We start from the raw sequence: 14,544 nt of genomic DNA, 5'->3' as shown, positions 1-14,544 counted from the left end.
CTCGACAATCCAAAAATAATTGAGAGGCTAGGACTTTTGTCCCAGCCTCTTTTTTTCATGCTAAGAATGCAGTAAATTCAAGGCTAAATTAAGATTTTATGATAAAATAAGAACATGAAAACCAGAATGAAAGAATTAGTGGAATTACTCAATCGATATGCTTACGAGTATTACACAAAAGACGCTCCATCTGTTTCGGATAGTGAATATGATCAATTATATCGGGAGTTGGTGGAACTAGAAACCGCTCATCCTGATGAGATCTCACCAGAGAGTCCAACTCACCGTGTAGGTGGGGTGGTTTTAAAAGGCTTTACCAAATACCAGCACCAGTATCCCCTTTATAGTTTGCAGGATGCTTTTTCGCGTGAAGAATTAGAAGCCTTTGATCAGCGTGTCCGTAAGGAATTTCCTTTTATCAGCTATGTATGTGAGCTGAAAATCGATGGCTTGTCCATTTCCCTCACCTATGAAAATGGTGTCCTCGTAACGGGCGCAACACGTGGGGATGGTTCTGTCGGTGAGGATATTACAGAGAACCTCAAGAGGGTCAAGGACATTCCTTTGGTGTTACCAGAGCAAGTGAACATCACGGTTCGAGGCGAGTGCTACATGCCACGGGCTTCCTTTGATCGGGTCAATCAGATCCGTCAAGAAAACGGCGAGCCGGAGTTTGCTAATCCGAGGAATGCTGCTGCAGGAACGCTTCGCCAATTGGATACGAAAATCGTGGCCAAGCGAAATCTTGCAACTTTCTTGTATCAAGAAGTGAGCCCGACAGATCAAAGCAGTCAGGAAGGCGTGCTTGAGAAATTAGCCCGCTTAGGCTTTGTCGTGAACCAAGAGCGAGTGCTGGCTGAGGATATGGAGCAAATTTGGGACTTCATCCAAAAAGTAGCTCAGCTTCGAGAGGATCTTCCCTACGATATCGATGGGATCGTCATCAAGGTCAATGACCTAGCTGTTCAAGAAGAACTAGGCTTTACCGTAAAAGCTCCTAAATGGGCTGTCGCCTATAAGTTTCCAGCTGAAGAAAAAGAAGCGAAAATCTTATCGGTGGATTGGACGGTTGGACGGACCGGAGTTGTGACCCCAACTGCCAATCTAACTCCAGTCCAGCTAGCCGGAACCACTGTTAGTCGGGCAACCTTGCACAATGTGGACTATATTGCTGAAAAAGACATTCATCAGGATGATACCGTCATTGTCTACAAGGCGGGTGATATCATTCCAGCGGTCTTGCGTGTCGTCAAAGATAAACGGGTATCTGATCAAGCATTAGCCATTCCAACTCATTGTCCGAGCTGCCAGAGTGAGTTGCTTCATTTTGAGGATGAGGTGGCCCTTCGCTGTATCAATCCGCTCTGTCCAGCACAGATTAAGGAGGGATTGAACCACTTTGCCAGTCGGGATGCTATGAATATTACAGGCTTGGGTCCAGCTGTTGTAGAGAAACTCTTCGCAGCTCAGTTGGTAGAGGATGTAGCTGGGATCTATCGTCTGACAGTCGAGGATCTATTGACCTTAGAAGGCTTTAAAGAAAAATCTGCTGAAAAACTCTATGAAGCCATTCAAGCTTCAAAAGAGAATTCAGCTGAGAAATTACTCTTTGGTTTGGGGATCCGCCATGTCGGTAGCAAGGTTAGTCAAATCTTGCTCCAAGAATTCCATGACCTCGATCAATTGGCTACAGCTGATCCAGAACGAATTGCTGGCATTGACAGTCTCGGTATGGTCGTGGCTGAAAGCCTCAAGCGTTATTTCGCGCAAGAAGGATCCAAGCGCCTACTGCAAGAGCTTAAAGAAGCTGGCGTCAATATGGCTTATCTTGGTGAGAAAGTCGCTGCTGATGCGGCCCTATCAGGAATGACAGTCGTTTTGACTGGGAAGCTAGAGCGACTCACGCGTTCAGAAGCTAAGGCAAAATTAGAAAGTTTGGGCGCTAAGGTAACTGGATCGGTTTCCAAAAAAACAGATTTAGTCGTTGCAGGCAGTGACGCTGGTAGCAAGTTAACCAAAGCACAAGAATTAGGAATCCAGGTAGAAGATGAGGCCTGGCTTGAAAGTTTATAGAGGATCTTTATGGTAGAACGAATCAAAAAAGCCCGTTTAATTTATAATCCGACCTCTGGGCAAGAAATTATCAAGAAAAATATTGCGGAAGTCTTGGACGTACTCGAAGACGTGGGCTATGAAACCAGCGCTTATCAAACGACTCCAGAACCATTTTCTGCCCAAAATGAAGCAGAAAGAGCCGCTAAAGCAGGCTTTGATTTAATCATTGCCGCTGGTGGAGATGGTACGATTAACGAAGTGGTCAATGGGGTCGCAGGTCTGGAAAATCGTCCGCAGATGGCCTTTATTCCGACCGGTACCACCAATGACTATGCGCGTGCCTTGAAGATCCCGATGGGAGATCCTGTGGCGGCTGCCCGCATTATCGAAAAGAATCAAACCATTCAGATGGATATTGGTCGTGCCTATGGCAGCAAGTATTTCATCAATATTGCTGCAGCAGGAACCATGACAGAATTGACCTTCAGTGTTCCAAGTAGTGTTAAATCTCGCTTGGGTTACTTTGCCTATGTGGCAGAAGCTGCTAAAATGTTGCCACGAAACAAGGCTCGTAAGGTGCGGATTGAGCACGACAATGGTGTCTTTGAAGGGCCAGCGTCTATGATTTTTGTGGCCTTGACCAACTCGATTGCTGGTTTTGAAAGTGTCGCGCCAGATGCTAAGCTTGATGATGGGAACTTTACCTTGATTATCGTAAAAACTGCTAAGCTCTTTAACATGTTGTCCCTGATGATTCAGGCCATTAATGGAGGCAAGCATGTGCACGATGAAAATGTAGAATATCTCAAGACCAAGAAGTTGACGATCGAAATGTTAGGAAAAAATGCTCAACCGTTCCGCATCAATCTAGATGGGGAATACGGGGGAGATACTCCGGTTGAATTGGAAGTCTTCCATAATCACTTGGAATTCTTTGCAAATATTGATGAAATCAACAACGATGCTTTGGTTCACCCATCTGAAGAATAAAAACAAATAGTTGGAGTCCATTACGTGTTTTGAAAGCGGATGGTTCCTTCGGTATTAAATTGGAAATAGGAAAATGTTATGCGACAATACCATGTAAAGCTTCATTTTCATAAGCAAAAAGGAAATTATTTTGCCTATGATATGTGGCAATGGCAGGATCAAGTAGAAGGAAAATCAGTCTCTTTCTCCAAGTTGGATTATTTTGGAGTGGAGGGAAATCTGGTATACGAGAGTAAGGATGCCTTGAACCGGGGCCATGTCCTAGTTAAAGAAGGGGATTGGCTCACTAAGACCCGGGACTTTGAAATCGAACTCTTACCAGAAGGGCATGTTCGAGAAGTGTGGATTCTTGATGGAGACGATACAGTCTATTATTCTTTGCAAGCTGCTTTGACGAGTCATGCATACAGCCATCGTCAGCCTCATGCCTACGATATGGCGATGCGCCCTCGAGAGTTTGATGCCAAGTGGGCATATCAAGGATGGCTCGGTCATCGGGAGGAAGAAGGAGAGCATTGCTTTAAACTGTGGGCTCCTACTGCTAAGAAAGTTGAATTGTTACTCTATCAATCAACAGAATTGGATGCGCCTATTTGGAAAACTATTCCGATGATGCGTGGCAAACAAGAGTCTAGCTACCACCCAGAAAATACCCATGGTGTTTGGATTTTAGATTTTCTAGGAAATTTAAGTGGCATGGCTTATCAATATCGTGTGAATTTTGAACACCATACTCAAGTGACGAGCGATCCTTATAGCATTGCAACGACAGCGGACGGGATGCGCACTGCCATTCTTTCAAGAGCAGATCGTCAGTTTGATTGGGGTCCTAAAAAAGGAGCCGATGCGACTCCTTGGCGCTTGGACAATCCTTGTCAAGCAGTGATTTATGAGATGCACCTTCGAGATTTGACCAAATCACCGACTTCAGGTGTGGACGAGTCTTTGCGTGGAACCTATCTGGGCGCTTGCCAAGAAGGAACCGTCAATAGCCATGGTGATGCAACTGCCTTTGATTATATCCGTCAGTTAGGAGTCAATGTCGTGCAACTGCAGCCCATTTCTGATCGCTTTAAACAGTACGACGAAGAAGGCCGTGTGACCTACAATTGGGGTTACGATGTTCAAAATTATTCCGCACCAGAAACGAGTTTTTCAACGGATCCATCCAATCCCAAACAAACCATGAAAGAGCTTAAAACTATGATCCGGGCTTATCATGACGCTGGGATTTCGGTAGTCATAGATGTGGTCTACAATCATACCTACTCAACTGAGCATGGTCCTTTCCAAAATACAGTTCCGGATTATTATTACCGGATGGAGCCAGATGGGCGCTTCCAAAATGGGACAGGTGTCGGAAATGAGACGGCAAGTGAGCATGAAATGTACCGCAAGTACATGATTGATTCCCTTACGCACTGGGTCAAAGAGTACCAGATCGATGGTTTCCGCTTTGATTTGATGGGCATTCACGATGTGACGACAATGAATGCTATTCGGGAGGCGATGGATGCTCTGGATCCTCGCATTCTCCTTTATGGAGAAGGTTGGGATATGGGAACCGGTCTCGCACCAGAGGATAAGGCTAAGAAAGACAATGCGGCGCAATTGCCACGTATTGGATTCTTTAACGACACGGAGCGCGATGCTATTAAAGGAGCTGAGGTTTATGGTTCCATCAAACGTGGCTTTGTCAGCCGAAAATCAACAGAGAATATCGTTGCGCGTGCTGTTCTAGGCAGTGCAGAGCTGGGTCATTATTTAAGTCCGAATCAGGTTTTGAATTATGTGGAGGCTCATGACAATTATAATCTCTATGACTTGCTTCAGACCCTCCATCCAAATGAAGAAGTAGCAGGCTTAGTCAAGCGCTCAGAGTTGGCTACGGCCATGAACCTGCTCTTCCAGGGTATGACCTTTATGCAATTGGGTCAAGAGTTTATGCGGACTAAATTGGTAGCGACAGGTCCTGATGGAGAGATCACACCTTTGGATCGTGAGCGGGCCATGAATTCCTACAATGCTCCAGATTTTGTGAATCAGGTCAACTGGGATCTGGTCAGTCAAAACAAGGAATCAATTGCCTATATCCGAAGCTTGATCAATTTGAAGACAAGTCTTCCTGTCTTAGGGCTTGAAAGCTATGATAAAATCTACCAACAAGTCTTTATCCAATCTGCAACTGATTGTAGTGGACTTCTGATATTTGAACTAACAGGAGACAAGAAGTACTTGGTCATCTTCAACGCCAGCGGACTTCCATATTACCTCCAAAATTCAGATAAATTGAAATTGATGGTTGGAAATAGTCGTCATAAACGGCCATTCTATGTGGAGAATTTAACGGCTTCTGTTTTTGAAGTCCTAGACTAAGTTCTTTTTAAAGGAATCACAAAATCCCTGAGTTTAAAAACTCAGGGATTCTTTTTATTTAGAAGAACTGCTACTGGTCTCTGTTGAGGAAGAACTATCGTCTTCTGGGTGCAATTCTTTATAAGTAGGTGCCTTGAAGAGATCAACGGTGGACTGATTGCCACGTTGGTTATAAAGGCTGGTTGATTTGTCACCTTTTTCCTTTTCAATCTTCTTCAATGCCTTGAAGGAATTAGTGTAGGAATAATCATCTGGATTGACTTTTCCAAGATCATTGCCCTTGAAGAAGCGAAGGAGGTCACCGGTCTGGATGCTATCGCTAATCTTCAATTGCAGGTTAGCAGCCTCCCTAATCTTGTCCAGTTCTTCCTTGGTTTTTTCGTCTGGGTTCGTGATTTCCTCACCTGTTTTGGTGTAATAGGTCCGGCCACTATAGCTCGTATACTCTGGAGTTACAAAGTAGTTAGCGGAGCGGAAGGCGACGATTTGATCATGATCTGGTGAGAGCATATCTTGACCAACTTGGAGGAATTTGTTGGATTCAATGCCTAGCAAATGTTCCAAGGTTGGGAGCATATCAATTTCGCCACCATAGGTATTGATAATGCCTCCCTTGTCCATTCCAGGAATAACTACCATATAAGGAACGCGTTGCAACATGGCATTGTCATAGCTTGACCACGTTTCAGAGTTCTTACCAAGTAGAGGAGCAAGAGCTGGGTTGCGGGAGTTTGAAATTCCGTAGTGGTCCCCATAGAGAACGATGATGGAATTTTTGTAAAGACCAGATTCTTTCAGGTAATCAAAGAAGGCCTTGATCGAAGAATCTAGGTAGTTAGCGGTCGCAAAATAGCCATTGATGGTTTCGTCCTGAGTCTTAGCTAGAGGGAAGCCAAGATCATCTCCTGACAAGCTGGTTGTATAAGGATAGTGGTTGGAAACCGTAATGAACTTCGTATAGAAAGGTTGTTGCAATCTTTCTAGGTATTTAATGGAATCCTTGAGCATGTATTTGTCATTAAGACCATACTGGAAGGAGTTGCTGCTGTTTTGTTTGGTGAAGTAGCTAGCATCAAAGAAGTAATTGTAGCCCCATTGTTTATAAGCAGTATTCCGGTTCCAGAAACTTCCAGCATTCCCGTGGAAAACAGCGCTCGAGTTGTAACCATTTTTTGAAAGAATAAATGGTGCAGCCTGTTGGGTATTGGTTCCACCATAGTTCACCATAAAGGAACCTTGGTTGAGTCCGAAGAGGCCTGTTTCAATCATGGTCTCCGCATCGGACGTTTTCCCTGCCTTGACTTGGTTAAAGACGTTTGAAAAGGCAAAGGTTTCTTTCGAGTGGTAAAGTGAGTTTAAGAAAGGTGTCACTTCATATTCTTTATCGTCTACTTTCAACTTGTAATCGATCAAGAATTGTTGGAAACTTTCCAAGTGAATGTAGATGACGTTACGGCCTTTGGCCATTCCAAAGTACTCAGGATTAGGCTTGGCGTAATGCTGTTGGATATATTCTTCCACCGGTTTTAGATCTGCTTCGGAGGCTTTGGAACGTTCTTTGTTGGCAGCATAGGTCTGATTAGCGCTATACCCCAGAAAGGCTGGTAATCCTAGGGCACGAACGACATAGTAGTTTGAGAACCCACGAGTCAAGAGCTCAGGTCGGTCAATTTCTGCGAGGAAAAGGTTGGCCGAAAAGAGCATAGCCGATAAAGAGGTAACCGCAAAACTAGCTCGTTTATTGAAGGGACGATTGTCCATTCGAATCCATTTCTTAAAGAAGAAGAAAGCGAGGATAGGGAAATCTAGAATGTAGATCACATCCCAAGGGCGGAACAATTCTAAAGCAGCAGCTCCGAGACCGGCAGAAACCTTGCTGGAAGCCAACATGGTATTGACCGTTACGAAGTCTGTAAACTCTCGATAATAGATGGAATTGGAAATCAACCAAATAAATAAGAGAAGGTAGATCCCAAAGGCCAAACTATAAAAGAGCTTGGTTCGTTTGATATAGAGTGCTAGACCGATGAAGAGCAGACTGATCGGCAATGGGTTGATCACTGCTAGAAAAATCTGATACGGTCCCTGAATGTCTAAATTAAAATCAACTGAATAGGCCCACATGGTTTTGAACCAGTAGAGCAACAGAAGGGTCAAGACAAATCCTAGTCTGGTACTCATGAAATTGAGTATCGAATTCGTAATTTTTTTCACAAAATGTTACTTCCTTGTCTTATTTCCTAAAAATTTTCATATACAAGTATACCACAATTTTATGGAGAAAGAAAAAAATGACTGTAAAGGAGAGGAAAGAAATAGGAAAGATCCGGCATTTTATATCATTTGAAGCTAAATGATGAAAGCTAGGATAAAACGGTAAAAAAAGTTCCAGTAAATAAAGCCTCTCTTTGTGAAAACTGCAGACTTTTGCTATAATAGAGGATATGAAAAAACTCACAGTCAGTCGCCAAGTAGCTCGAAAATTAAAACAAGGACAATCCCTTCTTGAAAAGCAAGATTTTGAGTCACTTCCTGCTTTGGATCAAGAGGTTCAATTTCTTTCAGGAGATGGACAATACCTCGGAGTCGGATACTTATCTGAACAAAATAAAGGGATTGGATGGTTTGTTTCACAAGAGTTGGTCGCTTTTGATCAAGACTTTTTTAAAAAGCTTTTCATCAAAGCCAAGCAATACCGTCGTTCTTATTATGCGGATGAAACGACGACGGCCTTTCGTCTCTTTAACCAAGATGGAGATGGTTTTGGTGGCTTTACGGTTGACTTATATGGTGAGTTTGTTGTTTTTTCTTGGTACAATCCCTTCGTATTTCAGATCACGGAAACCATTCTAGCGGCCTTTCAAGAGGCTTTTCCAGAAGTTCGAGGCGGCTATGAAAAGATTCGCTTTAAAGGATTAGATTATGAATCGGCTCATATCTATGGAGAAGAAGCTCCGCAAGAATTTTTGATTCTTGAAAATGGGGTCTTTTACCAAGTCTTTCTCAATGATGGCTTGATGACGGGGATCTTTTTGGACCAGCATGAAGTCCGAGGTAGCTTGGTAGAGGGATTAGCGGCTGGTAAGTCTTTGCTCAATATGTTCTCCTATACGGCAGCCTTCTCTGTGGCTGCGGCAATGGGTGGAGCAGTTGAGACAACATCGGTCGATCTGGCTAAGAGAAGTAGAGAACTATCAGAAGCGCATTTTGTGGCAAATGGCTTGGCGCTGGATGCTCATCGTTTTGTCGTGATGGATGTCTTTGACTATTACAAATATGCCAAACGCCATGACTTAAGCTATGATGTGATCGTGCTCGATCCGCCTAGCTTTGCGCGGAATAAAAAACGGACATTTTCAGTCGCTAAAGATTACCATCGGTTGGTCAGCGAGGCCCTTGAGATTTTAAATCCAGGTGGGACCTTGATTCTCAGTACCAATGCGGCAAATGTGACCAAAGAAAAATTTAAAAAACAAATCGAAAAGGGATTTCAAGGCCGTAAGCATCGCTATCTAGCGGAATACGGACTTCCGGGAGATTTTCGATGGAACAAGAAAGAAGAAAGTAGTAATTACTTGAAAGTATTTACGATTAGGGTGGATGTATGAAGTTAGTTGTTTCGATTATGCCTCGCTCCTTAGAAGAGGCGCAACAACTAGATAGTTCGCGTTACGAGGATGCAGATGTTATTGAGTGGCGTGCGGACTTTTTAGAAAAAAGCGAGATCTTAACCGTTGCTCCTGCAGTTTTTGAAAAATTTGCTGGACGCGAAATTTTATTCACCTTGCGGACTCGAGCTGAAGGTGGAGGGATGGAGCTGACTAATGAAGAATATGTTGGGATCCTGAAAGATATTCAATCCATCTATCATCCGGATTATATCGATTTCGAGTATTATAGTCACCGTGAAGTCTTTGAAGAGATGTTGGAATTTTCAAATCTTGTTCTCAGCTACCATAACTTCCAAGAAACTCCGGAAAATATGATGGAGATCTTATCGGAATTGACCAGTTTTTCTCCAAAATTAGTCAAAGTATCTGTCATGGCCCACAATGAACAAGATGTTCTTGACTTGATGAATTATACGCGTGGTTTCAAGACACTGAACCCTGAGCAAGAATATGTAACGATTTCCATGGGCAAGGTCGGGAAGATTTCGCGCTTGACAGCTGATTTGACAGGCTCTTCTTGGTCTTATGCTAGAGTCGGAGATGAAAGTGCTCCAGGTCAAATTCCTCTTGAAAATATGAGAAGAATTCGGAAGTTATTAAATGAAGATTGACGGATATACTCGGATGGCAGCGGTCATTGCCCATCCCATTCGTCATAGTATTTCTCCTTTCATCCATAATCTAGCCTATGAATTAACAGCGACCAATGCTGCTTATCTAGCTTGGGATATTGCTGAAGAAGACTTAGAAAGCACCATCAGCCAAATTCGTAAGTTAGATATGATTGGGGCCAATATCTCCATGCCCTATAAGCAGAAGGTCTTTCCTTATCTAGATGAAGTGGATGAGATGGCCCGAAAGATCGGTTCTGTCAATACCATTGTTCACCGTGATGGCAAGCTTAAAGGCTATAATACGGATGGAATTGGTTTCTTTCGTAGTTTACCTCCTGCTTTCTCTATTAAGGGAAAAACAATGGTTCTCTTAGGTGCAGGTGGTGCAGCTTTAGCGATTATTGCACAGGCGATTCATCTAGGTGTGAAACGTATCCTTGTCTTTGTGAGAGAGGAAAGATTGGTTCATTATCGTTCAATAGTTCAGTTGGTTGAAGAAGGCTTTGATTTCTTGATAGAATTGTATGCGATTGAGAAAGATGAAGATGTTCAAAACTCTTTTCATCAAGCTGATCTCATCTTAAATGCCACTGGTGTTGGAATGGATGGTCAGTCTCTTCCAATAGCGAGTCACTTGACCTTTCCGCCACATGTCTTAATCGTAGAGATGGCCTACTATCCGGCAGTGACCCCCTTTCTGCAATTAGCAGTGAATCAAGGAAACCAGAGGGTAAATGGGCTGGGAATGCTCTTTTATCAAGCTGAAGCAGCCTTTGAATTAATGACTGGGAAAGTATTTCCTACAGAGTCTGTATGGGAAGCATTGACAACAGAATATCGCCAATTTGTATGTGACTAAGAGAGGGTTTTACCTTTTCCTATTGAAAAAGCTTTAAGAGATTAGAACAAGAACTGATTTTAAAAAAAACAGTCTTGCTCTAGTCTCTTTTTCATTTTGATTGAGACATGTGCCTTATTTCATGATAAGATAGAATCAAAGAAAAACGTGAAGGAGATTCCTATGAACGTATCGGTACCTATTCCAGGACATTCCTATGATGTTGTGATTGAAAGAGGTGGTCTCAACCAAGTTGGAGACTGGTTGCGCACTCTTTGGGGCGATAAAAAAGTCGCTATTATTTCCGATAACCGGGTGGCTAAGCTATATGCCTCTATCGTAGAGAAGAGCCTGGAGAAAGCTGGTTTTCAAGTGGTGCGCTTTGAGTTTCTTCAAGGGGAAGCCAGTAAGAATCTAACCACTGTTTCAAAAGTCTATGACTTTCTAGCTACCCGGGGCATGACGCGCAGTGATGGAATCGTTGCTCTTGGGGGTGGCGTAGTTGGTGATTTGGCTGGTTTTGCTGCCTCGACCTATATGCGGGGAATTTCCTTTGTTCAGATCCCAACTAGCTTGACTGCACAGGTGGATTCTTCTATCGGGGGAAAGACGGGAGTCAACACAGCACTTGCTAAAAACATGGTAGGGACCTTTGCTCAACCAGATGGTGTGTTTATTGATCCTGAAGTGTTGAGCACTTTAGGGCAACGTGAATTGATCGAGGGGATGGGCGAAGTCATCAAGTACGGTCTCATCCAAGATACGGAACTTTGGGAAGAATTGGAAGCCATGGATGGTTCTGTCCAGAGTATTTTAGAGCATGCAGAGAGCATCATTTCTCATTCTTGCTTGGTGAAGCGAGACCATGTTGTGGCAGACGAGCTGGACAATGGCATTCGCCTGTATCTCAACTTTGGGCATACTATTGGACATGCAATTGAAGCGACAGCTGGTTATGGGCAGGTTATGCATGGAGAAGCCGTCAGTATGGGCATGGTGCAGCTCTCCCGAGTTTCAGAAGAAAAGGGCTTGATGCCAAAAGGAATCAGCCAACAAATCGAAGAAATGTGCCGGAAATTTGGCCTTCCGGTGACCTATGAGAACTGGGATAAAGAAGCCCTTTATCAAGCCTTGACTCATGACAAAAAAGCTCGTGGGACGAACTTGAAATTAGTCATTGTTCCAGAGTTGGGGCAAGCAGCGATTCATCAAATCCCTCTTCAAGAAATGAAGGACTTTTTAGAAAGAAAGGTATAAGGTCGTATGAGATATTTAACAGCAGGAGAGTCCCATGGGCCTCGACTAACAGCCATCATCGAGGGGGTTCCAGCAGGCCTTCCTTTATCTGAAGAGGATATTAATAAAGAGCTCAAACGTCGACAAGGTGGCTATGGTCGTGGTGCTCGGATGAAAATTGAGAGTGACCGGGTCGAGATCACATCAGGGGTCCGTCATGGCTTGACCATGGGAGGTCCGATTACTCTGAACGTGACCAATCTGGATCATCAAAAATGGCTAGAGATCATGAATGTAGCACCGGTCGAAGAGAAAAAGAAAAATCTGCGTAAGATCACCAAGCCACGTCCTGGTCATGCCGATCTAGTCGGAGGGATGAAATACCGTTTCGATGATCTCCGTAATTCCTTAGAGCGTTCTTCTGCACGTGAGACGACCATGCGTGTAGCCGTTGGTGCAGTTGCTAAACGGATTTTAGAAGAGATCGGCTTTGAAGTAGCCAGCCACATTGTGAATTTTGGGGGAATCGAGATTGCAATTCCCGAGAATCTAACCGTTTCAGAAATCAAGGAAAAGGCAGGTCAGTCGGAAGTTTCGATCGTTGTGCCAGAACAAGAAGAAGCCGTTAAGGCCTATATTGACCAAGTGAAAAAAGATGGCGATACCATAGGGGGAATTGTGGAAACCTTGGTTGGCGGTGTGCCTGTTGGACTAGGATCCTATGTGCAATGGGACAAGAAATTGGATGCCAAAATCGCTCAAGGAGTGGTCTCTATCAATGCCTTTAAGGGTGTTGAGTTTGGCCTTGGTTTTGAAGCAGGTCGCCTAAAAGGGAGTCAAGTCATGGATGAGATCATCTGGTCTCAGGACACTGGATATACCCGTCGCACCAATAATCTTGGTGGTTTTGAAGGGGGCATGACCAATGGTGAGCCCATTCTGGTTCGTGGCGTCATGAAGCCTATTCCGACCCTCTACAAACCTTTGATGAGTGTGGATATTGAAACCCATGAGCCTTATAAGGCAACAGTTGAGCGCAGCGACCCAACAGCTCTGCCAGCTGCAGGTGTGGTAATGGAAGCAGTGGTCGCAATAGTCCTTGCTACAGAAGTGCTTGAAAAATTCTCATCCGATAACTTGGAAGAATTGAAAGAAGCCGTTGCTAAGCACCGGGAATTTACGAAGAATTTTTAAGAGAAAGAGTTTTCCTTTGGAGAAGAAAGTTGTATATATTGCAGGCTTGGGCTTGATTGGTGCTTCACTCGCGCTAGGCATTAAGAGAGACCACCCAAACGTGACTGTTCTTGGGTACAATCGTAGTGAAGCCTCTCGAACTATCGCCCTTGAAAGAGGAATGGTGGATCAAGTGACGGATGATTTCGCAGCCTTTGCCCCTTTAGCGGATATCATTATTTTGGCGCTTCCCATCAAGCAAACCAAGTCTTACTTAGAAACCTTAGCTGGCCTGAATTTGAAAGACCGGGTACTGGTGACAGATGCAGGCTCTACCAAGGCAGAAATTGTCGCACAAGCTGAAAAAGTGTTTTCAGATAAGGATGTACGCTTTGTGGGAGGACACCCCATGGCTGGTAGTCATAAGACAGGTGCAGCAGCAGCGGATGCCACCTTATTTGAAAATGCCTATTATATTTTTACTCCTTCCAGCTTGACTAGAAGAGGTGCCATGGAAGAGTTGAAAGATCTCTTGAGTGGATTAGGATCCCGCTTTATCGAAATCGATGCTGAGGAACACGATCGGGTAACCTCCCAGATCAGTCATTTTCCTCATATTTTAGCATCGACCTTAGTCGAGCAGGCCGTAGCTTATGGAGAAGAGCATGAAATGACCCGACGTTTTGCGGCTGGTGGCTTTCGGGATATGACACGGATTGCAGAAAGTGAGCCAGGTATGTGGACCTCTATTCTCTTGTCCAATCCTCAAGCTATATTAGAGCGGATTGCAGATTTTAAAGAGCGCTTGGACCAAGTGGCTGAAACCATTCAAGCAGATAACGAAGAGGCCATTTGGTCCTTTTTCCATGAGGGACGTAAGCACCGAAAAGAAATGCAGATCCATCAGCGTCCTGGGCGCGATAGTGCCTATGATCTCTTTATCGATGTCCCCGATCAGGAAGGTGTGATCCTCGAAATCTTACAACTCCTACAAGGGATTTCCTTGGTCAATATTCACATCAATGAAGAAAATCGGGAGGATATCCACGGAATTTTGCAGCTGACCTTTAAAAATGCAGAGGATCAAGAGCGGGCTCAAACATTGATCAGCCAAGCGACGTCTTATACCGTCCTTGCTCGCTAGGTCTACAGAAGGATTTGCATCAAAAGGCCTGCTTCATTTTAGGAATATTGAAGGAAAAGCAGTATAATAGAAGTATCTTATCAGTAAAGGAGCCTAGAAAATGGCAAATATTTATGATGTAGCAAACGAACTCTCTCGGACTCTGCGAGACCTTCCTGAATATAAGGCTGTCGTAGAAAGCAAGCAAGCGATCGAAGCAAATCCAGAAGCGAAAACGCTGTTTGACGAATACGTCGCTTTCCAAAATCAACTACAAGGCTTGATGCAATCCGGTCAACTTCCAACAGAAGCTGTGCAACAAGAAATGAAGGACTATATGGAAAAAATCCAAGCAAGTCCGATTGTGAATGAATTCTTCACCAAACAACAACAATTGTCTATTTATCTTGCAGATCTTGAAAAGATTATCTTTGAGCCAATTCAAGATTTATACAAATAGAAAGACTA

At 43.8% G+C, this 14,544-nt stretch carries 11 protein-coding genes; 10 read left to right on the top strand and 1 reads right to left on the bottom strand.

The features are described from left to right. The first annotated feature begins 114 nt into the window (after window positions 1-114). The 3 genes from ligA to pulA all read left to right on the top strand — a co-directional run bounded on the left by ligA (window position 115) and on the right by pulA (window position 5,421). Window positions 115-2,073, top strand: a complete 1,959-nt coding sequence (gene ligA, locus LIZ08_RS06965; protein WP_227038567.1) for an NAD-dependent DNA ligase LigA — start codon at window positions 115-117, stop codon at window positions 2,071-2,073. Window positions 2,074-2,082: 9 nt separating this feature from the next. Continuing rightward, a complete protein-coding gene (locus LIZ08_RS06960) occupies window positions 2,083-3,045 on the top strand; it encodes a diacylglycerol kinase family lipid kinase (RefSeq protein ID WP_003006748.1) in 963 nt (320 codons plus the stop codon). Window positions 3,046-3,123: 78 nt separating this feature from the next. Beyond that, a complete protein-coding gene (pulA, locus tag LIZ08_RS06955) occupies window positions 3,124-5,421 on the top strand; it encodes a type I pullulanase (protein WP_227038566.1) in 2,298 nt (765 codons plus the stop codon). A gap of 54 nt (window positions 5,422-5,475) precedes the next feature. Here pulA and LIZ08_RS06950 read toward each other — a convergent pair whose 3' ends face one another. Next, window positions 5,476-7,635 (bottom strand): LTA synthase family protein, encoded by a 2,160-nt coding sequence (locus LIZ08_RS06950; protein WP_049474753.1) that lies wholly within the window; start codon window positions 7,633-7,635, stop codon window positions 5,476-5,478. 230 nt (window positions 7,636-7,865) lie between these two features. On the opposite strand from LIZ08_RS06950, the gene LIZ08_RS06945 reads away from it, so the two are divergent. From LIZ08_RS06945 to LIZ08_RS06915, 7 genes are all read left to right on the top strand, one after another. Further along, a complete protein-coding gene (locus tag LIZ08_RS06945) occupies window positions 7,866-9,029 on the top strand; it encodes a class I SAM-dependent rRNA methyltransferase (protein WP_227038565.1) in 1,164 nt (387 codons plus the stop codon). Continuing rightward, window positions 9,026-9,703, top strand: a complete 678-nt coding sequence (gene aroD, locus LIZ08_RS06940; protein WP_227038564.1) for a type I 3-dehydroquinate dehydratase — start codon at window positions 9,026-9,028, stop codon at window positions 9,701-9,703. Before LIZ08_RS06945 ends, aroD begins: the two co-directional genes overlap by 4 nt. Next, window positions 9,693-10,565, top strand: a complete 873-nt coding sequence (aroE, locus tag LIZ08_RS06935) for a shikimate dehydrogenase (protein ID WP_227038563.1) — start codon at window positions 9,693-9,695, stop codon at window positions 10,563-10,565. The genes aroD and aroE overlap by 11 nt, the downstream gene beginning before the upstream one ends. 162 nt (window positions 10,566-10,727) lie before the next feature. Then, on the top strand, window positions 10,728-11,801 hold the full coding sequence (gene aroB, locus LIZ08_RS06930; RefSeq protein ID WP_227038562.1) for a 3-dehydroquinate synthase: 1,074 nt from the start codon (window positions 10,728-10,730) through the stop codon (window positions 11,799-11,801). Window positions 11,802-11,807: 6 nt separating this feature from the next. Next, the gene (gene aroC / locus LIZ08_RS06925) at window positions 11,808-12,974 is read left to right on the top strand and encodes a chorismate synthase (RefSeq protein WP_227038561.1); all 1,167 of its coding nucleotides are present in this window, start codon (window positions 11,808-11,810) and stop codon (window positions 12,972-12,974) included. Window positions 12,975-12,990: 16 nt separating this feature from the next. Then, the gene (locus LIZ08_RS06920) at window positions 12,991-14,097 is read left to right on the top strand and encodes a prephenate dehydrogenase (RefSeq protein ID WP_227038560.1); all 1,107 of its coding nucleotides are present in this window, start codon (window positions 12,991-12,993) and stop codon (window positions 14,095-14,097) included. Between the two features lie 100 nt (window positions 14,098-14,197). Next, window positions 14,198-14,536, top strand: a complete 339-nt coding sequence (locus tag LIZ08_RS06915; protein ID WP_003014453.1) for a YlbF/YmcA family competence regulator — start codon at window positions 14,198-14,200, stop codon at window positions 14,534-14,536. The last annotated feature ends 8 nt before the right edge of the window (window positions 14,537-14,544 follow it).

Origin of the sequence: Streptococcus sp. 210928-DFI.4.42 (genome assembly GCF_020554365.1) — a bacterium.
Taxonomy (GTDB): domain Bacteria; phylum Bacillota; class Bacilli; order Lactobacillales; family Streptococcaceae; genus Streptococcus; species Streptococcus parasanguinis_S.
This window is presented reverse-complemented; position numbering and strand designations above follow the sequence as displayed.

What these genes read in the sequence shown, in the direction of transcription:
- pulA (WP_227038566.1), top strand. Translation starts at nt 3,124, where the DNA reads ATGCGACAATACCATGTAAAGCTTCATTTTCATAAGCAAAAAGGAAAT.
- aroB (WP_227038562.1), top strand. Translation starts at nt 10,728, where the DNA reads ATGAACGTATCGGTACCTATTCCAGGACATTCCTATGATGTTGTGATT.
- LIZ08_RS06960 (WP_003006748.1), top strand. Translation starts at nt 2,083, where the DNA reads ATGGTAGAACGAATCAAAAAAGCCCGTTTAATTTATAATCCGACCTCT.
- aroC (WP_227038561.1), top strand. Translation starts at nt 11,808, where the DNA reads ATGAGATATTTAACAGCAGGAGAGTCCCATGGGCCTCGACTAACAGCC.
- LIZ08_RS06915 (WP_003014453.1), top strand. Translation starts at nt 14,198, where the DNA reads ATGGCAAATATTTATGATGTAGCAAACGAACTCTCTCGGACTCTGCGA.
- ligA (WP_227038567.1), top strand. Translation starts at nt 115, where the DNA reads ATGAAAACCAGAATGAAAGAATTAGTGGAATTACTCAATCGATATGCT.
- LIZ08_RS06945 (WP_227038565.1), top strand. Translation starts at nt 7,866, where the DNA reads ATGAAAAAACTCACAGTCAGTCGCCAAGTAGCTCGAAAATTAAAACAA.
- aroD (WP_227038564.1), top strand. Translation starts at nt 9,026, where the DNA reads ATGAAGTTAGTTGTTTCGATTATGCCTCGCTCCTTAGAAGAGGCGCAA.
- aroE (WP_227038563.1), top strand. Translation starts at nt 9,693, where the DNA reads ATGAAGATTGACGGATATACTCGGATGGCAGCGGTCATTGCCCATCCC.